Source organism: Amphiplicatus metriothermophilus, assembly GCF_900199215.1.
Classification (GTDB): Bacteria; Pseudomonadota; Alphaproteobacteria; order Caulobacterales; family Parvularculaceae; genus Amphiplicatus; species Amphiplicatus metriothermophilus.
On sequence record NZ_FZQA01000005.1, the window covers coordinates 133,353 to 153,819 of the forward strand.

Below are 20,467 nucleotides of genomic sequence, written 5' to 3' on the forward strand. Positions count from 1 at the left end.
AGTTGCATCGTCCTTCTCAACGACACGTTCCCTCTGTCCGCGACGCTTATCAACTCGATAAGCACATGATCTTGAATGATAATCGGAGCCGTAGATGCAAGGCATGAGCGAGCGCCAGTACGCCTCCCATGTCGGACTGTCGCGCGGCGCAATCCAAAAGGCGAAGACTGCCGAGCGGCTGGTCCTCCATGAGGATGGCAGCATCGACGCAGAGGCGAGCGATGCACGCCGGGCGGCAATGACGGACCCGTCCAAGACCCGGAAACCGCCCGCGCCGAAGCTGAAGCCTGTCCCCGACGCGGCCGTGTCCGCCGTTGGTGACACTCTACGGGAACAAGGGCTTGCCGCGCCACCCGTCGGCAGCGGCACGACCTTCCTGCAGGCCAAAACCGCGAATGAGGTGCTGAAGGCCCAGGAGCGGCGCATCCGGCTTCAGAAGCTCAAGGGAGAACTCGTCGACCGCGCCCGGGCGGTTGCGGTCGTGTTCCGGCTGGCACGCGAGGAGCGTGATGCCTGGGTGAACTGGCCGGCGCGCGCGGCGGCGCTGATGGCGGCCGAACTCGGCGTGGAGGCGGCCGCCATGCAGAAGGCCTTGGAGAAACATGTACGCGCCCACCTCGACGAACTCGCCGAGGTCCGGCCCGAATTCCGATGATAAAGATGGCCTGAGGGATTTCGAAGGCGCGGCTGAGATCCTGCGCGCCTGGGGCAACGGGATCCGACCGGATCCCGACCTCACTGTCTCGGAATGGGCGGACCGGCACCGGATGTTGGCGTCCCGCGCTTCGGCCGAACCGGGGCGCTACCGCACAATGCGAACGCCCTACATGCGGGAGATCATGGACCGGCTGTCGCCCGGCGACGCGGCGCAACGGATCGTGTTCATGAAGGCCGCGCAGGTCGGGGCGACGGAAGCCGGCAACAACTGGATCGGCTTCGCCATCCACCAGGCGCCGGGCCCCATGCTCGCGGTCCAGCCGACCGTGGAACTGGCCAAGCGCAACTCGCGCCAGCGGATCGACCCGCTTATAGACGAGAGCCCCGAGCTGCGCGAGCGGGTGAAGCCCGCGCGGTCGCGCGATGCCGGCAACACGATGCTGTCCAAGGAATTCGCGGGCGGCATACTGATCATGACCGGCGCGAACTCGGCGGTCGGGCTGCGCTCGACCCCGGCGCGCTACATCTTCCTCGATGAGGTCGATGCCTATCCGGCCTCGGCCGACGAGGAAGGCGACCCGGTGACCTTGGCTGAGGCACGGTCGCTGACCTTCGCCCACCGGCGCAAGGTATTCCTGGTCTCGACCCCGACGGTCCGTGGGCTCTCCCGGATCGAGCGGGAATTCGAGGCGTCCGACCAGCGGCGCTACTTCGTGCCGTGCCCGCATTGCGGGGCGATGCAGTGGATGAAGTTCGATCGGCTGCGCTGGCAGAAGGGCAAGCCGGAGACGGCGGAGTATCTCTGCGAGAGCTGCGATCAACCCATCGCGGAGCACCACAAGACGGCGATGCTGGGGCGCGGCGAATGGCGGGCGACCGCTGTCGCCGCTGATCCCACGACGGTCGGCTACCACCTCTCGGCGCTCTATTCGCCTGTCGGCTGGCTCAGCTGGTCACGGATTGTGCGCAGCTGGGAGGCGGCGCAAGGCTCCGACGAGGCGATCAAGGCGTTCCGCAACACCATTCTCGGCGAGACATGGGTCGAAACCGGCGAGGCGCCGGACTGGCAGCGGCTCTACGATCGACGAGAGGCGTGGCGGCCAGGCACGGTGCCAGCGGGCGGGCTGTTCCTGACTGCGGGCGCGGATGTCCAGAAGGACCGGATCGAGGTCGATGTCTGGGCCTGGGGCCGAGGGCTTGAGAGCTGGCTCGTCGATCACGTCGTGCTCGAGGGCGGGCCGGATCGGCATGACGCTTGGGACCAGTTGACGGAACTCCTGGACCGGTCGTGGCCACATGAAAACGGCGCGCACCTTCGGATCGCGCGGCTCGCCATCGACACGGGCTACGAAGCCCCGGCCGTCTACGCCTGGTCGCGCAAAGTCGGCTTCGCGCAGGTCGCGCCGGTCAAGGGTCTCGAAGGCTTCAATCGCTCTAGTCCGGTCTCCGGCCCCACCTTCGTCGATGCGACCGAGGGCGGGAAACGCCTGCGCCGCGGCGCCCGGCTCTGGACGGTGGCGGTCTCGACCTTCAAGGCCGAAACCTACCGCTTCCTGCGGCTGGAGCGCCCGACGGCCGAGGAACGTGACGAGGGCGCGGCGTTCCCGCCCGGCACGATCCACCTGCCGACATGGGTCGAGAGCGAGTGGCTGAAGCAGGTCGTGGCTGAGCAGCTTGTGACGGTGCGCACGAAGCGTGGCTTCGCGAAGCTCGAATGGCAGAAGCTGCGCGAGCGCAACGAGGCGCTCGATTGCCGGGTCTACGCCCGCGCGGCCGCCTGGATCGCGGGCGCCGACCGCTGGCCCGAAGAGAAATGGCGCGACCTCGAGGACCAGCTCGGGGCGACGCCCACCGACAGCGATCCCGCCGGGCAGATCCACAGGCCGGGACAGATAACCCAAGGCAAGCGCCGTTCTGACTGGATCGGGCGGCGGGAAGGATGGTTCTGAGATGACCGACTGGACCGAAGCCGAGCTCTCGGCACTGCGCCGGGCCTATGCCAGTGGCACGACCCGCGTCAGCTATGACGGCAAGTCCGTGGACTACGGCTCGGCGGAGGATCTGCTCGCCCGCATCCGCACCATCGAGCGCGCGATTGCCAGTGTGGGGCGGCCGCTTCCGGTCGCCGGGCTCGCGGGCTTCTCGCGCGGGGATCGTTGATGGCGGCGAACTGGTTCGACCGCGCCATCGCTTCGGTCGCCCCTCGGGTTGCCGCGCGGCGTGTCATGGCGCGACAGGCGTTCGAGACGCTCGCGCGCGGCTACGAGGGCGCCGCGCGAGGACGCCGCACGGAGGGCTGGCGTGCCCCGGGATCCTCGGCCGACACCGAGATCGGCGTGGCCGGGGCGCTCTTGCGCGACCGCATGCGCGACCTCGTCCGCAACAACCCGCATGCAGCCAAGGCGGTGGCGGTGCTGGTGAACAACATCATTGGCGCGGGCATCATGCCGCGTGCCGCCAGCGGGGACGAGGCGCTGGACCGTCGCGTCGACGCGCTGTTCGAGCGCTGGACGGCGGAGTGCGACGCCGATGGCCAGCTCGACTTCTACGGGCTTCAGACGCTGATCTGCCGTGAGATGGTCGAGGCCGGCGAAGTGTTGGTGCGCCGTCGCCTGCGTCGTGAAGTGGACGGCCTTGCCGTCCCGCTGCAATTGCAGGTGCTGGAGGCCGATTTCCTCGACGCCACCAAATCCGGCGCCCTCGGCGCCGGGCGGCTGGTGCAGGGGATCGAGTTCGACCCGGTCGGCAAGCGACGGGCCTACTGGCTCCATGCCGAGCACCCGGGCAACGCGTGGGGTGCGCTGAACGGTGGGCTCGGATCGCGCCCGGTTCCGGCGACCGATATCGCCCATGTCTACGAGAAGCAGCGCACGCAGGCGCGCGGCGTTCCATGGGGCGCGCCGGTCATCCGGGCGCTGCGTGATCTCGACGATTACGAGGTGGCCGAGATCGTGCGCAAGAAGACCGAGGCCTGCGTCACCGCCATCGTCTTCGGGGATGACGAGGCGCAGCAGGGCATCGCGCCCGCCGTGGTCGACGCCGATGGCAACCGGGTTGAGCAGTTCGAACCGGGCCTCATCGCATACGCACGCGGCGGCAAGGACATCCGGTTCAACCAGCCCTCCGCCACAGGCGGCTACGGCGAATACAAGCGCGCGAGCCTGCACACCATCTCGGCCGGGTTCCGGGTGCCCTACGAGCTGCTGACCGGGGATCTGAGCCAGGTGAACTATTCCTCGATCCGGGCGGGGCTCGTCGAGTTCCGCCGGATGATCGACGCGGTGCAGTGGCAGCTCTTCATCCCGATGCTCTGCGCCCCGGTCTGGCGCTGGTTCATCGAGGCCGCTTGGGCGGCAGGCCAGATCCCGGTACCGGATGTGCCGGTCGAATGGTCGCCGCCGAAATTCGAGGCAGTCGATCCGCAGAAGGATGCGATGGCGAACCTGCTGGCGATCCGCTCGGGCACCATGACTCTGGCCGAGGTGATCGCACAGCAGGGCCGCAATCCCGACGCCGTGCTGGCCGAGATCGCCGCGACCAACGCCAAGCTCGACGCGCTCGGGCTGGTGCTCGATAGCGATCCCCGCCGCGTCACCAAGACCGGCAGCGCGCAGGCGAGCGACCCGGCAACCAATCCGGAACCCGACCCGGGGCAGCCGGACTCCGCCCAACAGGACTGACTTCATGGACACGATGATCGAACTGCCGGCGCTTCGCCGGTCGGCGGAGCTTGCGCCGAACACTGTCGACAACGACGCACGCACGGTCGAGGTGATCTGGTCGGCGGGCGCGCGCGTGCGGCGGGCGAGCTTCTTCGGCGAGCCCTACGACGAGGAACTCAGCCTCGAGCCAGACCACGTGCGCCTCGACCGGCTGAACGCGGGCGCGCCGTTCCTGAAAGTCCATGAGATCGACACGCTCGACGCCGTCATCGGCTCGGTGGTGCCCGGCTCGGCGCGGATCGAGAACGGCCGCGGCATCGCGCAGGTCCGCATCAGCGAGCGCGCCGATGTCGAGCCGATCTGGCGCGACATCCAGGCCGGGCACATCCGCGCGGTCTCCATCGGCTACCAGGTCCATCGCTTCGACATCTCCAAGCCCGACGGCGGGCGGGAGCTCTGGCGGGCGGTGGACTGGACCCCGTTCGAGATTTCAGCGGTCCCGGTCGGGGCCGACCCCGCCGCGGGCTTCCGCAGCCAGAGCCCTGTTGAAACCTGCGTCCTTCACCGCCGGGACGCGCCCCCCAACCCGCAAGGAGCATCCCCGATGACGGAGAAGACCAAGACCCCGGCCCCGACTGAAGAGGTCGAGACCGACCAGATGAGCGAAACGGCAGCGACCGAGGAGACCACCATGACCGACACGCCCCCGAGCGCGGCCGACACGCAGACTCGCGCGCGTCCGAAGACCGCCAAGCCCGATACCCCGGATCCCGATGCCGCAGCGAACCGCGCCCGCGAAGCCGAACGTGAGCGTGTCTCGACCATCTACGATCTGGCTGGTCGTCTGAACCTCGAGCGCGGCTTCGCCGAGGATCTGGTCAAGCGCGGCACCGGTCTCGACGAGGCGCGTCGCCTGATCCTCGATCAGGTCGCAGCGAAGTCGGAGGAGACGCGGACGTTCGGCCAAGTCTCCGTCCCGCTCGGTGGCCGGGATGAGCGCATCATCCGCCGCGATGCCGTGGCCAATGCGCTGCTGCACCGGTACAGCCCGACGCTGTTCCCGCTTGAGGACGCTGCCCGTCAGTATCGCGGCATGACGCTGCTGGAACTCGCCCGCGAAAGCCTCGGCAATGCCGGGGTGAACACGCGCGGCCTCTCGCGTGACGAGGTGGCGACGCGCGCGCTGCATTCGACCTCGGACTTCCCCGAAATCCTCGCGGCCGTCACCAACAAGACCCTGCGCCAGGCCTACGAGGCCTATCCGCGGACCTTCGCACTCTTCTGCCGTCAGGTTCTGGCGACCGACTTCAAGGCGATGCACCGGGTGCAGCTCGGCGAGGCGCCGCAGCTCCTGGAAGTGGGCGAGAGCGGCGAGTTCAAGCGCGGAACGCTCGGCGAGAGCAAGGAAAGCTACCGCGTGAAGACCTACGGCCGGGTCGTCGCCATCACCCGGCAGGTGCTGATCAACGACGATCTGGACGCCTTCACCCGGATCCCGGCGATGTACGGCAACTCCATCGCCCAGCTGGAGTCGGACGTGGTCTGGGGCATCATCACCTCGAACCCGGCCATGGCCGATGGCAATGCGCTATTCCACACGACTCACAAGAACCTCGCGGGCACTGGCGCGGCGCTCGATGTCACCAGCGTCGGTGCGGCTCGTGCGGCGATGGCCAAGCAGACCGGGCTCGACAAGAAGACGGTGCTCAACATCCGCCCCGCCTTCCTGATCGTGCCGGCATCTCTGGAACTGAAGGCCGAGCAGCTGGTCGCGCAGAACCTTGTGCCTGCGTCGAGCGGCAACGTGGTGCCGCAGTCGATCCGCACGCTTAGCCCCATCGCCGAGCCCCGGCTCGATGCCGCCAGCGAAACCGCCTGGTATCTGGCCGCCAGCCCCAACCAGATAGACACGATCGAGTACGCCTATCTCGAAGGCCAACAGGGCGCCTACATCGAGACGCGCAATGGCTTCGATGTCGACGGGGTCGAGATCAAGTGCCGCCTCGACTTCGGTGCCAAGGCCATCGACTGGCGCGGCCTCTACAAGAACCCGGGCGCGTAACGCACCCATCCTGAATCCTGACATGCGGGCGGTCCTGACGGGCCGCCCTTCGTCTTTCCAAGAGGATCAAGCCCATGAAGAACTACGTCCAGCCCGGCAACACCATCACCCTGACCGCGCCCTATGCGGTCGTTTCCGGCGACGGCCTGCTCGTCGGCTCCATCTTTGGCGTGGCGGCGGGCAGCGCTGCCCTCGGCGAGACCGTCGAGGCGTCGCTCGTAGGCGTCTTCGACCTGAAGAAGGTCGCCTCGCAGGCGTGGGTCGCGGGCGACAAGGTCTACTGGGACAACACCAACAAAGAGGCGACGAAGACCGCCACCGCCAACACGCTCATCGGCGTTGCGATTGAAGCCGTCGCCGGTGGCGCCGGTGACGTCATCGGGCGGGTTCGCCTGAATGGCAGCTTCTGATGTCGGCCATCGCCGCTGCGTTCCAGTCACTGTTCGCCGACCCGAACATGGCGCGGGACGCGACCTTCACGCCAAAGGGCGGCAGCGCCGTCTCCGTCCGGGTCGTCTTGCGCCGGCCCGACCGTGTCTTCGAATTCGGAGAGACACGGTTGCATGCCGCTACGACGCTGCTCGACATTCGCATCGCCGATGCTCCCAGCCTCGCCGAAGGCGACGGGTTCCAGTTCGACGGCGTTTCCTATGTCGTCCAGGGAGAGCCGAGCCGCGACGCGGAGCGACTGATCTGGACGGCGGAGCTGCGCGAGGCATGAGGTTCTCGGTCAACACGATCGGCGATCTCGGCAAGCTGATGAGCGACGAGATCAAGGCCGCCGAGAAGGCCGTCACGGCCGGGATCTCACAGGCCACCGAAGGCTTGAAGACCGAGCTCCGGACGCAGGTCACCTCGGCGGGGCTGGGTCCGAGACTGGCGCGCACCTGGCGCGGACAAGTCTACCCCAAGGGCGAAGACAGCATCCGGGCGGCGGGTCTCGTCTGGTCCAAGGCGCCGGGCATCATCCGCATCTACGAGGACGGCGCGATCATTCGCTCGAAGAACGGCTTCTTCCTCGCGATCCCGACGGCGGCCGCTGGCCGGTACGGGGATGGCGGCCGGAAGATCACGCCGGGTGGATGGGAGCGACGGACCGGGCAACGGCTGCGCTTCGTCTACCGACGCCGCGGTCCCTCTCTCCTCGTGGCCGACGGGATGCGTGCCCGGACAGGTAAGCGTGGTGGCTTCTCTCGCGCGAGCGCTTCCGCACTCCGGACGGGCCGAGGACTGGTGACCGTGCCGATGTTCATCCTGGTTCCGCAGGTCACGGTCCGGAAGCGCCTCGAGGTGGCCGGCGCCGCCGAGCGCTGGGTGAGCCGGCTACCCAGCCTGGTCGTGCGCAACTGGATTTCTGATGAGGACGGGAGCCGCTGATGTCTCGACGTGAACAGATTCTCGCCGCGCTTTCGGTTGTTCTCGCGGGGCAGTTGGCGGCGCCGGTGCGGCGCAACGAGGTGCTGCCCGAGAAGGTGCCCGCTGCCGGTCTCGTCATCCTGCGCGATGGCGAACCCGGCGAACCCGACATCACCCTCAATCCCCGCACCGAGTTCTACGCGCACCGGGTCGAGCTCGAAGTCTATGTGCCGCGAGATCCCAGCGGCGGCGGCGAAGCGGCGCTCGATCAGCTGCTGGGTGCGATCGGGGCGGCCCTGCGTGTCGATGAGACGCTCGGCGGCCTCGCCGAGAACCTGACGCCGTCGGCCGCGGAGACGGGCGCGCTCGCTCTCGAAGGAGCGCCGCCGATGCTGACCGCGCGGATCATCGTCACGATCGAATACCTGGTGAGCGATCCGCTCACCGCCTGACCCAACCACGACCCAATCACGGACAAGACGGGAGTCATCCATGCCCAAGGCGCGCGCATATGGCGCGGACGCCACCCTCAAGGCGTGCCGGGAGGCAAGCTACGGGGTCGCGCCGCTCACCGGCTATCAGAGCCTCGACTTCAAATCGACCGATCTCTCCTCGGCCCAGCCGCTCGGGGACGACCCGCTGCTCGGACGCGGGCGCAACGCGCAGGATCCCTATCGCGGCCTCATCACCGACGAGGGCCAGCTCGACATCCCGCTCGACCTGCGTGGAACGGGCTTTTGGCTGACGGGCCTTTTCGGAGACCCGGTGACCACGCCCACGAGCGCCAGCGGCTCGATCGTCTTCGCCGTCAATCCCACGGCGGGCGACACGATCACCTTGAACGGTACGGTCTGGACGTTCGTCTCCGGTACGGCCGGCGCGCAGGAGACGCAGATCCAGGGAACGGCCACACAGACCGTCGATCAGCTGGTCAGCGACCTCAACGCATCGGCCGATCCCGAAATCGCCAAGTGCATGTATTCCCGGCCTACCAGCACGCAGACGCTGGTGATCGCGTTCGACACGGCAGGCCCGTCCGGCAACGGCTTCACCATCGCTGCATCGGCGGCGAGTGTCTCTTCACCGACCCTGACCGGCGGCGGCTACTCGCATGTCTGGGAGAGCGGCGCCGACGACATCCCGAGCTACACGATCGAGGTCGGCCATCCGAAGCTCACGACGCCGGTGTTCTTCCGTCACCTCGGCACGGTGATGGAGAGCCTGAACTTCGAGATGGGCCAGGAGGGACCGGCAAACGCCCGTCTCCAGCTCGTGGCCCAAGGCGAGGAACGCTTCTCGGCGACGGTCGACGCCAATCCGACGGCCTACGCGCTCCGCCGCTTCAGCCAGGGGCGCGGCTTCATCCGACGCGGCGGTGCGGCGCTCGCGGGCGTCACGGGCGGCAGCCTGACCTTCTCCAACAATCTCGAACGCGTCCGGGTCATCCGCGAGGACGGCAAGATCGAGGCGGCCGATCCCACTTTCGCCTCGGCGGAAGGATCGATGTCGGTACGCTTCGATGGCGCGACGCTCGTGGCCGAGGCCGCCAATGGCGATCCTGTCGGACTCGAATACGGGTTCACCTTCCCGGAAGGCTACGCGCTCCGCTTCGAGCTGCCGCGGGTCTTTCTGCCCAAACCGAAATATGCCGTCTCCGGCCCCGGCGGAGTCGAGGCAAGCTTCGACTGGCGCGCCGCCTACGATGACAGCGAAGGAACGATGCTGCGCGCCCACCTCCTGAACGACGTCACAAGCTACACCTGAGGCCATTCCCATGATCCGCCTGAACCTGTCGCGCGAGCCGAACTGGCTCGACCTCGGACATGACGTGCGCGTGCGCGTCGCTCCCCTGACCACCTCGCTGATGGCGGCCGCCCGCAGTGATCCGGCGGTGGCTGCCTTGCCCGAAGGCGCGTCGAACGAGACCATCGCGGTCACCATGGCCAAAGCCCTGGCGCGGCTGGTCGTGCTGGAATGGGAGGGGGTGGGCGACGCAGAAGGCAATCCTGTGCCCGTCACGCCGGAAGGCATCGACGCGCTGCTGGACATCCTGCCGATCTTCGAGGCCTTCCAGCTCCGCTACGTGTCGAAGGGCCTGTTGCTGGAAGCGGAAAAAAACGGCTCCGCGCCCTCGCCGAATGGCACTTCAGCGGGGGCGACCAGTATTGCCGATCCTGCCGCAGCATTTGCGGCGAATGCCCCGCCGTCCTGAACCGTCCGCAGACGGTCGAAGGCTGGCAGATCTGGGATCTCGCCAAAAAGCTCACGGGGCAGCTGCGCGCGGTTCCCGGCGCGATCCTCGGCCTCGACATGACGGCCGCTCTCGCCTGCGCGCACGCGCTTGGAGTGGACACGCTCGTCTGCGCGGAACTGCTGCCCGAGGTGGAGGGCATGATGGTGCGCGGACTGAACGCGCAAATCAGGACTGATCAAGATGGCTGAGAAACGCGTCTCCGTTCGCCTTGCCGTGGTCGGAGGGCGTGAAGTCCGGGCCGAGCTCCAGGGCATCGGCCACGCGGGGGAGCAAGGCTTCCGTCGGCTATCGCGGGAGATGGACGCTGCGAACAGCCGTGTCGCGGCCTTTTATCGGCGCGTGCAGATCGCGGCCGCCGCCGCGGCGACTGCCTTCGCCGCGGGCGCTGCGGCCATGATCCGCTCCGGCCTTCAGGTCGTCGACGCACAGGCCAAGCTCGCCCAATCGCTCGGAACCACCGTCGAGAGCATTCAGGTTCTGGAACGCGCCGGTGAACTGGCCGGCGTCTCGATGTCCGGCATCGAGCAGGCGACCAAGGACCTCACCCGCCGCCTCAGCCAGGCGGCCGCCGGGACCGGTCCTGCCGTCGCAGCGCTCGAACGGCTCGGGCTCTCGGCGTCGACCTTGCTCGCCCTGCCGCTGGATGAGCGTGTCGGTCGTATCAATCAGGCGATCGAAGACTTCGTGCCCGCGGCTGAGCGCGCGGCGGTGGCCGGTCAGCTGTTCGGCGAGGAAGGCAGCATCGCCATCTCCCGGATCGACACGGCGACCCTCCGCCAGGCGACACAGGACGTTCGCGATTTCGGCGTGGTCGTGTCCGAACAGGACGCTGATCAGATCGAGCGGACGAACGATGCGATCTCCCGCCTCGGTCTGATCTGGCGCGGGCTGTCGAACCAACTCGCCGTTGCCGCCGCCCCGGCCCTCGAAGCCGTCGCCGACGCGCTGGCGGCGATCTCGCGCACCACCGGTCCGCTTGGTCAGGCGATCCGGCTCCTGTTCGACAACATCGGCCGTCTGGCATCGATCGCCGCGGCTTTCGCCGCCTTCATCGCCGGGCGCTGGGTCGCCGGGATGGTCGTCGCCGCGGCCTCGGTACGCGGCCTCGCCACCGCGCTGGTCTTTCTGCGCGGTGCGTTGATCCGAACCGGGATTGGCGCGCTCATCGTGGCTGTGGGTGAGCTGATCTACCAGTTCGGTCGCCTGGTGCAGGCGACCGGCGGCTTCGGCGCCGCGCTCGGCCTTCTTGGCGATGTGGCGGCCGAGGTCTGGGACAGGATCGGACTGCTGGCCGGCGTCCTGAAAGCGCGGATCGACGCCGCCTGGAGCGGCATTCAAGCGAGCATCGCCGACGCGCTACAGGCGTCGCTCGAGGCCGTCGTCGCCTTCGGCAATCGCACCATCGGTGCGTTTCAGGGCGCTTTCGATGCGATGGTCGTCATCTGGAGCAACCTGCCTCGGGCCATCGGCGATCTGACGATCCAGGCGGCGAACGCCTTGATCGCCGGGCTGGAGTCGATGCTGAACGGCGCGGTCGACGGCATCAACGGCCTCCTGGAAGGCGTCAATGCCGGTCTGTCGGCGATCGGCATCGAGCGGGCCATCGAGCTGGTGCCGGACGTCGATCTCGGCCGGATCGAGAACGAGTTTGCGGGCGCCGCGAGCCGGGCTGGCAACGCCGCGCGTGATGCCTTCGCCGCCGCGTTCGAAACGGACACCTTCGCGGCACCGGATTTCGGTCTGTCGGCCTTCGCCGAGGATGCGCGCGCCGCCGCTGACAGTGCGCGAGAAACGGCAGCGGCGCTGGGAGAGCTGGCAGGCGCGCCCCTCGCGTCCATCGCGGCGCTCCGGGAGGCTATGGCGGGCGCGAACACCGAAATCGACAATGCGGCCGGGGCGACCGAGCGTCTCGATGAAGCCTTCGCAGCCATCGGCGGCGCTGGAGGCGATGCCGCAGGAGACGGCGAGGGCTCGGCCGGTTCCGCCGCACGCGCCGCGCAAGCAAGCCGGGCCGCCGGTGAGGCTGCGGCTACGGCGGCCACGCAGGCGGCGACAGGCTGGGCAGCGGTTCGCGAGGAGCTGTCCCGCTATGCCGGCGAGGCGATGGACTGGGGCAAGGGGCTGGGAAGCGCCCTCACCAGCGCCTTTCGCAGCGCCGAGGACGCCATCGCCAGCTTCGTGACCGGCGGCAAGTTCGACTTCAAGGCGCTCGCCGATAGCATTCTGGCTGACATCACCCGCATCGCGGTTCGTTCGGCGATCCTCGGGCCACTGGCCAATGTGCTCGGCGGAAGCGGCGGAGGACTGCTCGGCGGCTTGTTCGGTGGCGGAGGCGGACTGTTCGCCGGCATATTCCACCAAGGCGGCGTCGCCGGTGGTCCCGCCCAACAGCGGCTCGTCCCGGCACTCGCCTTTACAGGTGCGCCGCGCTTCCACGACGGCGGTCTCGCGGGGCTTCGTGCCGACGAGGTACCCGCGATCCTGCAGCGCGGTGAGATGGTGCTGTCGCGGGCTCAGCTCGCCTCGATCGGCGCCGCACGCGAAACCCGTCCGCCGGTCAACGTGGTGATGAACATCTCCACCCCGGACGCGGGCAGCTTTCGCTACGCCCAAGGGCAGATCGCCGCCGACGCCGCCCGCGCCATGGAGCGGGCCCGCCGTAATCTCTGAATTGAGCAATCTCCGACGGATCGACAGATGAGCGGTTTTCACGAAGTTCAGTTCCCGCCGGACATCTCCTACGGGGCGTCCGGCGGTCCCGGCTACTCGACCACGGTGGTGACGACGGTTTCGGGACACGAGCGGCGCAACGCCAACTGGGCAGCCGCGCGGGGCAAATGGAACGTGGCGCACGGCCTGAAGAAACGCGATCAGGTGGCCGCACTCATCGCCTTCTTTCGCGCGCGACGCGGGCGTGCCTACGGTTTCCGCTTCAAGGACTGGACCGACTATCAGGCGCTGGCCCAGCTGATCGGGCAAGGCGACGGCGTGACCAAGACGTTCCAGCTCGTGAAGACTTACGCGAGCGGCGGCGAGGTCGAGACACGGGTCATCACCAAGCCCGTTCCCGGAACGGTGAAGATCTACCGCGACGGCGTCGAGGCGGTCTCTGGCTGGAGCGTCAACACGGCGGCCGGGCTCGTGACCTTCACTGTTGCCCCCGCATCCGGCGTGCAGGTGATGGCGGACTTCGAGTTCGACGTGCCCGTCCGCTTCGACAGCGATCAGATGGACCTCACGATCGAAACCTATCAGCTCGGCAGTTGGGGCCAGATCCCGGTGCTGGAGATCAGACCATGAAATCGACTTCGGCAGCCCTCGCGGCGCACCTCGCTGGACCGGTGACGACGCTCGCCACCTGCTGGCGCATCTCGCGCATCGACGGCAAGGAGTTCTTCTTCACGGATCACGACCGGGATCTGTCGTTCGAGGGCAACGTCTACAAGGCGAGTTCCGGCTATTCGCGCACGGCCATCGCCAACGATGCGGGCCTGAGCGTCGACAATCTCGACGTCGAGGGCGTCTTCGACAGCGCGTCGATCACCGAGGAGGAGCTGCGCGCGGGTCTGTTCGATCAGGCCGAGGTGCGGATCTTCCTGGTCAACTGGGCGGACCCCGCCATGGGTGCTCTTCGGATGCGCCGCGGCTGGTTCGGCGAGGTCGTGCTGACCGAGCAGGGCATTTTCCGGACCGAGCTGCGCGGCATGACGCAAGCCCTGCAGCAACGCATCGGCGAGCTCTATAGCCCCGAATGCCGGGCCGATCTCGGAGATCACCGCTGCAAGGTGCCGGTCAATCCGCCAGAAATCGCCCGGTCGACGGCGTACCTCGTCGGTGACGTGGTGCGCGTGCGCACGACCGGCACGCCGGTCAGTTTCGCGCTGCCGATCGTCAACAGCAGCTTCGATGCGGACGGCCTCGGCGACGGCTCCAGCTTCACGCCCACCGGATGGACGAAGGTGTCGGGCGACTGGGACGTGCATGACGCTGGCAACGGCGGTCTATCGCCTGCGGTTGGCAGCTTCTACTTGGAGGGCGGAAGCTCGGCATCGGGGGAGTTGGCCCAATCAATCGACCTCGTTGCTTCGGGGCTGGATCCACTGCAGATCGACGGAGACGCCTACCGGCTGGACGCATCGGTGAGCCGGGCGAATTCGTTCCCGGACGATCTGGGGCGGGTCGTCATCGAAGCTCTGGACGGCTCGTCGAACCTGCTCTCAACGCTGATCGACACGGGCTTCGAGGTGATCCTGCCCGAAGACAGCTGGGTTCAGCGAGGCGTTTCGCAGGCGCAGCTGCCGGTGGGAACCAGGTTTCTCCGCTTCCGGCTCCTGCACCAGCTCGCTGCCGGTAGCCAGTCGAACGCGGCCTTCGACGCCGTCGTGGCCACGATCACGGACACGACGGCATCGATACCGACTTCCGCAGATTTCGAGAACCGCGTCTATCGGTGCGTGACCGCCGGAACGACCGCAGCTCAGCAGCCGAGTTTCGACACCACCGTCGGCGCGCAAACCGCCGACGGTGGCGCGGTTTTCGAGGCCGAGGAAGCTTGGAGCCGGTCGGGCATCGTGACGGCAGTCACCGACCGGGCCGTCTTCAATGCCACGCTCGATGAACCGCGCGCCACCGATGGCTGGTTTGCTGGCGGTGTGCTGACCTGGGAGACCGGCGCCAATGCCGGTCGCTCCATCGAGGTCAAGGGCTGGACCCAAGGCAGCGGGCGGATCGAGCTGTTCCTGCCGTTGGGATACGCGATGGAGCCCGGCGACGCCTTCCGCGTTCACCCCGGTTGCGACAAGCGGCTCGACACCTGCATCGACCGCTTCGCCAACGTCCTGAACTTTCGAGGCGAACCCTACGTGCCGGGCCAGGACGCCATGATGAGCTATCCCGATGCACGCTGACCGCCCACCATCAGCAACCGCCAGCGCGAGCGCGGATCTGGCCGATGCGATCGTCGCCGAGGCGCGGACTTGGTTGGGTGTCCCCTGGCGGCACCAGGGGCGTAGCCGCGCCGGCGTCGATTGCGCGGGACTCGTGGTGCTGGTGGCGCGGGCGCTCGAACTCGCCGACCACGACAGCACGGCATATGGGCGGCGCGCGCAGGGACAGGGCTTCGTCGAACACTTTCGCGGCCATATGGACGGCATCGCCGTCACGCAAGCGCGGCCCGGCGACGTCCTGGTCTTCGCCGATCAGGCTTATCCCTGCCATTGCGGCTTTCTGACGGAGCGGCTCGGACGGCCGCATTTCCTGCACGCGCACGCCACGCGCAGGCAGGTGATCGAGGAACCCTATGCCGGCGAATGGCCGGCCAAGATCAAGTTCGCATTTCGCTTTCGCTCTCCCGGATCCTGACCTCCCATGGCCATTCTCGTCGCAGTGGGCGGAGCCGCGCTCGGCTCCGCAGTCGGCCTCGGCTGGCAAGCCGGCTGGCTCGTCGGCTCGGTGGTCGGCAGCCTCTTGTTTCCCGCCAAGGGGCAGAACGTCACCACCGAGGGTCCCCGCCTCGGAGACCTGACCGTTTCCTCGTCCGCCTATGGCGCATCGATCGCCATCGGCTACGGCACCTTGCGCATGGCCGGCAACATGATCTGGTCCTCCGGTATCCGCGAGCAGCAGAACGTCACCAGGACCCGGTCGGGCGGCAAGGGCGGCGGCGGCGCCACCCAGACCTCGGTCACGTATTCCTACTTCGCGTCCTTCGCGCTCAGCTTCGGCGAGGGGCCGGCCGAGGACGTGCTTCGGATCTGGGCGGACGGAAAACTCATCTACGACAAGACCGGCGCGAGCCCCGACGTCGCCAAACCCGATCTCAAGTTCCGTTTCCATTCGGGGACAGAGGATCAGCTGGCCGATCCGCTGATCGAAACGCACGTCGGCGCGGGCCGTGCGCCCGCCCATCGGGGTCTTGCCACCATCGTCTTCGAAGACCTGGCGCTTGCGGACTTTGGCAACCGCATCCCGAACATCACGGCCGAGATCACCTACCAGCGGGCGGCTCAGCAGCCCTACCAGCTGCTCGATTTTATCACGACGGGCGAAGGCGGTTATTTCGGGACCTACCAGATCGACGACCTGGCCGTCGATTGGCGGCGCGGATACGGCTACTTCCTGGACAGCGACGTCAACGCCGCTGAGGCCGGGATCCGCCGCTTCAGCCTGCGGACCATGAAAGAAGACCGCCAGGCGCGGATGACGGACATCACGGGCGTCGCGCCGAACAACTTCCCGAGCACGCTGTTCTGCGGCGAGGATGGTCACCTCTATGTCGTGACCGGATCGAGCAACTCACGCCCGATCCTGCGCATCGAACCGAACGCTCTCAAGGAGGTCGGTCGCTTCGGCTCCACCAGCAACGGCCTGACCAATTCGACCCTGCGGTTCGTCGCCACGACGTGGATGGGGATGGTCTCCGCCTACGGCCCCTCTGGCCGCGTCGACTTCGTTCTCACCGGATCGCTCTTCGACGACGTCGGACTCATCCGCGCCGACACCATGGGCTATGTCTGGGGCGCCGGGCAGAGCGTCACCGAGCCTCGCATTCGGGGCGTCGTTGGTGGTGCGGTTGGCGAAGGCTTCGGGGATGGCTGGATCCTCGGCAGCGGGACGAGCACGAACCATGGAAGCCTCGGCCTCTATCGCCTGCGGGTCTCCGCGCTGGCAGGGTACGACGGCCTCACCGGCCAATCCCTCGGCGTCACCTTCGAGAAGGTTGCCACCTTCGCAGCCTCGGATGTCGAGAGCGGCGCCACCGGCTTCTACGGTAGCGCGGGCGGGCTCACCTACGACACGACCGACGACAGCGTTATCTTTCAGGCGCGCATCTCGAACGGGGGCTCGGCCGGGACGATCTACACGATCAAGTGGCGCGCAGACGCCGGCATCGTATGGAAGACCGCTGTACCTATCCAGATCAACTACGAGGGACCCTACTACGGTCAGTGCCGCCTGCGCGGGCAGCGTTGGACGCTGATGCGGGGCACGCGCGTCATCCAGCTGGACACCGCCACAGGCGCTCTTGTTCTCGATGAGATCTGGCCGGGTGCGGTCAGCGAAGGCGGTGCTCAGGTTTACGATGCCGTCACCGACACGCATCTGGTCCGCGGCAGCCAAGGCTGGGTGAAGCTCTTCCTCAATCGCGGCGGCGGTGGTGGAGAGACGCTCTCCGGCATCGTCTCCGACCTTTGCGCCCGTGCCGGCCTTGGTCTGTCCGACATAGACGTCGCCGATCTCGGGGCGACGGTTCCCGGCTATGTCATCGGGCGGCAGACCACCGTGCGAGGCGCGATCGAGCCGCTGGCGCAGGCCTATTTCTTCGACGCTGCGGAAAGCGACGATGCCCTGCGGTTCCGGACGCGGGGACGACCGCCCGCCGCGACCATCGACGCGGATCTTCTGCTGCCGCTGGATGAGCGGACCGGCGAAAGCTGGCGTGAGCGTCGCACGCAAGAGGTCGAGCTGCCGGAACGCGTCAGCGTCGTCTACATGGATCGCGGCGCCGACTACCAGCAGGGCACGCAGAGCGAAAAGCGCACATCCCTGCCGCTGCCGACCATGCATTCGCGCAACCAGTCCAGCGTAGAGCTAGCCCTTGCGCTGGACGCGACGACAGCCAAGCAGATCGCCGCCAAGACGCTCTACAGCGCCTGGATCGAACGCAGCGCGTACGAAGCAGAACTACCGGCCGACTGGCTGCGCCTCGATCCGACCGATGTCGTGGACGTGGTCTTCGAGTCGGGCTCGACCTTCCGGACCCGCATCACCCGTCTCGATGTCGGGGCCGATTTCTCGCTCGCGGTGAAGGGAGTCTCTGAAGCTGCCGCCACCTACGTCTCCAACGTGGCTGCCGATGGCGGCTCCGGCAAACCGGTACAGCTCGTCGGCAGTCAGGCCGCGACGCGGCTGATCCTGCCGGACCTTCCGCTGCTGCGCGATACCGATGACACCGGCGGGTCGGGGTCGCGGATCTACTACCTCATGGGCGGCTTTGGAGGCCCGGGCTGGCCCGGTGCCTCTCTCTACCGCAGCGTCGACGGCACGGCGTGGGCGCAGGTCGGTCGATCCCTGAGCGAGACGGCCTGGGGCGCCACGGCGAATGCCCTCGGCACGCCGACATCCCCGTTCGCGACCGATGAGACGAACAGCCTCACGGTGTTCATGACCACCGGCGGTGAACGGCTTGAGAGCGTCACACAGGACTCGATGCTCAGCGGCGCCAACGCGGCCCTCGTCCTCAAGGCCAACGGCGAGCCCGAGATCATTCAGTTCCGCGACGTGGCGCTGAACCCGGACGGCTCATACACCCTGTCCGGGCTTTTGCGTGGTCGACGTGGCACCGATGTCTTCGTGGATGGGCACGAGGCCGGTGAGTTGTTTGTCCTCCTCGACCCCGACAATGTCGAGACGATGGTCACCTCGCTCGGCGATCTCGAGCTCCCCCGGTCCTGGAGGGCTGTTGGGTTCGGCACGATCTTCGAGGATGCGGAAACGTTGGTCGCCAGCCATACCGGCCGAGACCTCAAGCCCTACGCACCCTGGAACGTGCAGGCAACTCTGACCGGCAATCCGGCCACCATCAGTCTCTCCTGGGTTCGGCGGACCCGGATCGGGGGCGAGTTGAAGGACGGCACCGGCCTCGTGCCGCTCGGCGAGACCTCCGAGGCCTACGAGATCGACATCCTTTCCGGCCCGGGCGGCGCGGTGAAGCGGACGCTCACCGCGACCAGCCCAAACGTCGTCTACGCCAATGCCGACATTCTCGCCGACTTCGGTGTGGTCCCATCGTCCCTGACCGTCACCGTCTTCCAGATCAGCGCCGTCGCGGGCCGCGGCTTCCCGCGCACCGTCACATTGGAGATCAACTGATGCCCAGCCCCAATCTGGCCGTGACCCATGTCGCGGCCGCCCAGAACCAGAAAGAGGTCACGATCAACGACGCAGTCGATGCCCTCGACAACGCCATGAATCAGGCACTGTCGGTGGCGATGGCCGACGCCAACCTGACGCTGACTGGCACCCAAGCCAACCGTAACGGTCTGATCATCCTCACCGGCACGCTGACGGCCTCCCGGATCCTGACGCTGCCCGCCAATCACCGGCGGCTCGCGATCCGAAACGCCACCAATGGCGGCCAGGACGTTCGCGCCAAATATGCGGGCTCCGGCGCGGAGGTCATCATCGTTCCGGGTGCGACGGTGCTGGTTCAGGGCAATGGCGGCGATCTCTACGGGGTCGGCGGTGGCGCTGGCGCGCTGGGGGATCTCACCGACGTCTCCATCGCTGGCGCCGCCAATGGCGACGTCCTCCAGTTCGATGGAGCCGCGTGGGGTGCCACAGGCGTCGGCATCTTCAACCGCGCTCTGCTGCCCTTCCGGGGTGCGCTGCTGCGACGCTCGACCAATTTCAGCGTCGCGACCACCGGCGTCTACGTCGCCGTGCCATGGCAAAGCGCCGATTATGATAGCGACGCATTCTGGGATGCCGGCCAGCCCTCCCGCCTGACCATTCCCGCCGGGGTGACGAAGGTCCGGATCGTCGGCAACATCGAGTGGCAGACCTCGCCGACCAGTCAGCTGGTCGAGGTGCGGAAGAACGGCAACAGCGTGCTGGGCGGCGGGTCCTTCATCGTGCGCGGCGACAGCGGCTACTCCAACCAGATGCGCAACCTGTCGAGCGCCGTCCTGCCGGTATCGGCGGGCGACTGGTTCGAGCTGGCCGTCTATGTCGGCACGGCCGGGGAGCTGCGCGGCCTCGAGCGCACGTGGCTGGCAATCGAGGTCGTCGAGACCACGGATGCGGCCGATCCCCCGGCCGACATCAGCGGCTACAAGGCCGGGCAGCCGGCAGCGGACGAGGTGATCGCGCGGGTGCCGGTGGCGCGACGCACCCGGCTGAAGATCGATCTTGCCGGAAGCCATGCCAGCGCCGAGGCTGCGGCAACCGCGAGTGCGGATTTCGACATCCGGGTCGATGGCGTGAGCAGCGCCACCATGCGCTTCGCCGCCGCCGCCACGAGCGCCACCTTCATCGCCGCCAGCGAAACCGTGCTGGAGCCCGGCCAGGTGCTCAGCGTAGTCGCGCCATCGACGCCCGACGCCACGCTCGCAGGGATCGGGTTCACGCTGGCCGGCACGCTGGTCCTCTGATCACTCCCGGATTGCGTCATGGACAAGGAACCAGACAGCGGTGAGCTGATCGCGCTGCCAGCCGCTGAGTTTGAAGCCCTGCTGGAGCGCGCGGCCGAGACGGGTGCGCGGCGCGCCCTGCATGAGGTCGGCCTCGATGGCCAGGATGCCGCCGAGGACATCCGCGATCTTCGCTCGTTGCTCGCGGGTTTCCGCCTCGCGAAACAGACGGCCGTCCAGACCGCCGTGCGGCTGATCACCACCGGCGTCCTGCTCGCCCTGATGGCTGGCATCGCCATAAAGCTGAAGCTCTTCGGGCCGACGCCTTAATCCGTCCGCCCGACTT

19 protein-coding genes are annotated in these 20,467 nt (G+C 67.6%); all 19 read left to right on the forward strand.

Translation table 11 applies throughout. The features are described 5' to 3' along the window. The first annotated feature begins 94 nt into the window (after window positions 1–94). The 19 genes from CHB64_RS11465 (at window position 95) to CHB64_RS11550 (ending at window position 20,451) form a co-directional block, all read left to right on the forward strand. Window positions 95–655, forward strand: a complete 561-nt coding sequence (locus CHB64_RS11465) for a hypothetical protein (protein WP_089412759.1) — start codon at window positions 95–97, stop codon at window positions 653–655. After that, complete coding sequence (locus CHB64_RS11470; RefSeq protein ID WP_183234046.1) at window positions 603–2,606, forward strand: phage terminase large subunit family protein; 2,004 nt, start codon at window positions 603–605, stop codon at window positions 2,604–2,606. The genes CHB64_RS11465 and CHB64_RS11470 overlap by 53 nt, the downstream gene beginning before the upstream one ends. Window position 2,607: 1 nt before the next feature. Next, complete coding sequence (locus CHB64_RS11475; protein ID WP_050474461.1) at window positions 2,608–2,817, forward strand: phage head-tail joining protein; 210 nt, start codon at window positions 2,608–2,610, stop codon at window positions 2,815–2,817. Beyond that, window positions 2,817–4,337 carry a phage portal protein gene (locus tag CHB64_RS11480; protein ID WP_089412760.1) on the forward strand — a complete coding sequence of 507 codons (1,521 nt, stop codon included), beginning with the start codon at window positions 2,817–2,819 and terminating at the stop codon, window positions 4,335–4,337. The genes CHB64_RS11475 and CHB64_RS11480 overlap by 1 nt, the downstream gene beginning before the upstream one ends. Window positions 4,338–4,341: 4 nt before the next feature. Beyond that, window positions 4,342–6,381 (forward strand): prohead protease/major capsid protein fusion protein, encoded by a 2,040-nt coding sequence (locus CHB64_RS11485; RefSeq protein WP_089412761.1) that lies wholly within the window; start codon window positions 4,342–4,344, stop codon window positions 6,379–6,381. A 74-nt stretch (window positions 6,382–6,455) separates the two neighbouring features. Beyond that, a complete protein-coding gene (locus CHB64_RS11490; protein WP_089412762.1) occupies window positions 6,456–6,791 on the forward strand; it encodes a DUF2190 family protein in 336 nt (111 codons plus the stop codon). Further along, window positions 6,791–7,102, forward strand: a complete 312-nt coding sequence (locus tag CHB64_RS11495; RefSeq protein WP_050474458.1) for a head-tail joining protein — start codon at window positions 6,791–6,793, stop codon at window positions 7,100–7,102. The genes CHB64_RS11490 and CHB64_RS11495 overlap by 1 nt, the downstream gene beginning before the upstream one ends. Then, the gene (locus CHB64_RS11500) at window positions 7,099–7,758 is read left to right on the forward strand and encodes a DUF6441 family protein (protein ID WP_089412763.1); all 660 of its coding nucleotides are present in this window, start codon (window positions 7,099–7,101) and stop codon (window positions 7,756–7,758) included. Before CHB64_RS11495 ends, CHB64_RS11500 begins: the two co-directional genes overlap by 4 nt. Continuing rightward, on the forward strand, window positions 7,758–8,189 hold the full coding sequence (locus tag CHB64_RS11505; protein ID WP_200815350.1) for a hypothetical protein: 432 nt from the start codon (window positions 7,758–7,760) through the stop codon (window positions 8,187–8,189). Before CHB64_RS11500 ends, CHB64_RS11505 begins: the two co-directional genes overlap by 1 nt. 40 nt (window positions 8,190–8,229) lie before the next feature. Then, window positions 8,230–9,501 (forward strand): phage tail tube protein, encoded by a 1,272-nt coding sequence (locus CHB64_RS11510; RefSeq protein ID WP_089412765.1) that lies wholly within the window; start codon window positions 8,230–8,232, stop codon window positions 9,499–9,501. A 10-nt stretch (window positions 9,502–9,511) separates the two neighbouring features. After that, window positions 9,512–9,949: a hypothetical protein gene (locus tag CHB64_RS11515; protein WP_089412766.1), complete on the forward strand. Its 438-nt coding sequence runs from the start codon at window positions 9,512–9,514 to the stop codon at window positions 9,947–9,949. Window positions 9,950–10,032: 83 nt separating this feature from the next. After that, window positions 10,033–10,179, forward strand: a complete 147-nt coding sequence (locus CHB64_RS15840) for a DUF7697 family protein (RefSeq protein WP_432430779.1) — start codon at window positions 10,033–10,035, stop codon at window positions 10,177–10,179. After that, entirely contained in the window at window positions 10,172–12,661 is a 2,490-nt protein-coding gene (locus CHB64_RS11520) for a phage tail tape measure C-terminal domain-containing protein (protein WP_089412767.1), read from the forward strand. Before CHB64_RS15840 ends, CHB64_RS11520 begins: the two co-directional genes overlap by 8 nt. A gap of 27 nt (window positions 12,662–12,688) precedes the next feature. Then, complete coding sequence (locus tag CHB64_RS11525) at window positions 12,689–13,291, forward strand: DUF2460 domain-containing protein (protein WP_089412768.1); 603 nt, start codon at window positions 12,689–12,691, stop codon at window positions 13,289–13,291. Beyond that, window positions 13,288–14,898 (forward strand): baseplate hub domain-containing protein, encoded by a 1,611-nt coding sequence (locus tag CHB64_RS11530; protein ID WP_089412769.1) that lies wholly within the window; start codon window positions 13,288–13,290, stop codon window positions 14,896–14,898. The genes CHB64_RS11525 and CHB64_RS11530 overlap by 4 nt, the downstream gene beginning before the upstream one ends. After that, window positions 14,888–15,352, forward strand: a complete 465-nt coding sequence (locus CHB64_RS11535) for a C40 family peptidase (protein WP_089412770.1) — start codon at window positions 14,888–14,890, stop codon at window positions 15,350–15,352. Before CHB64_RS11530 ends, CHB64_RS11535 begins: the two co-directional genes overlap by 11 nt. 6 nt (window positions 15,353–15,358) lie before the next feature. Then, window positions 15,359–18,862, forward strand: a complete 3,504-nt coding sequence (locus CHB64_RS11540; RefSeq protein ID WP_089412771.1) for a phage tail protein — start codon at window positions 15,359–15,361, stop codon at window positions 18,860–18,862. Further along, the gene (locus CHB64_RS11545) at window positions 18,862–20,142 is read left to right on the forward strand and encodes a hypothetical protein (protein ID WP_089412772.1); all 1,281 of its coding nucleotides are present in this window, start codon (window positions 18,862–18,864) and stop codon (window positions 20,140–20,142) included. The genes CHB64_RS11540 and CHB64_RS11545 overlap by 1 nt, the downstream gene beginning before the upstream one ends. Before the next feature lie 18 nt (window positions 20,143–20,160). After that, a complete protein-coding gene (locus CHB64_RS11550) occupies window positions 20,161–20,451 on the forward strand; it encodes a DUF6127 family protein (RefSeq protein ID WP_089412773.1) in 291 nt (96 codons plus the stop codon). Window positions 20,452–20,467 lie beyond the last annotated feature (16 nt).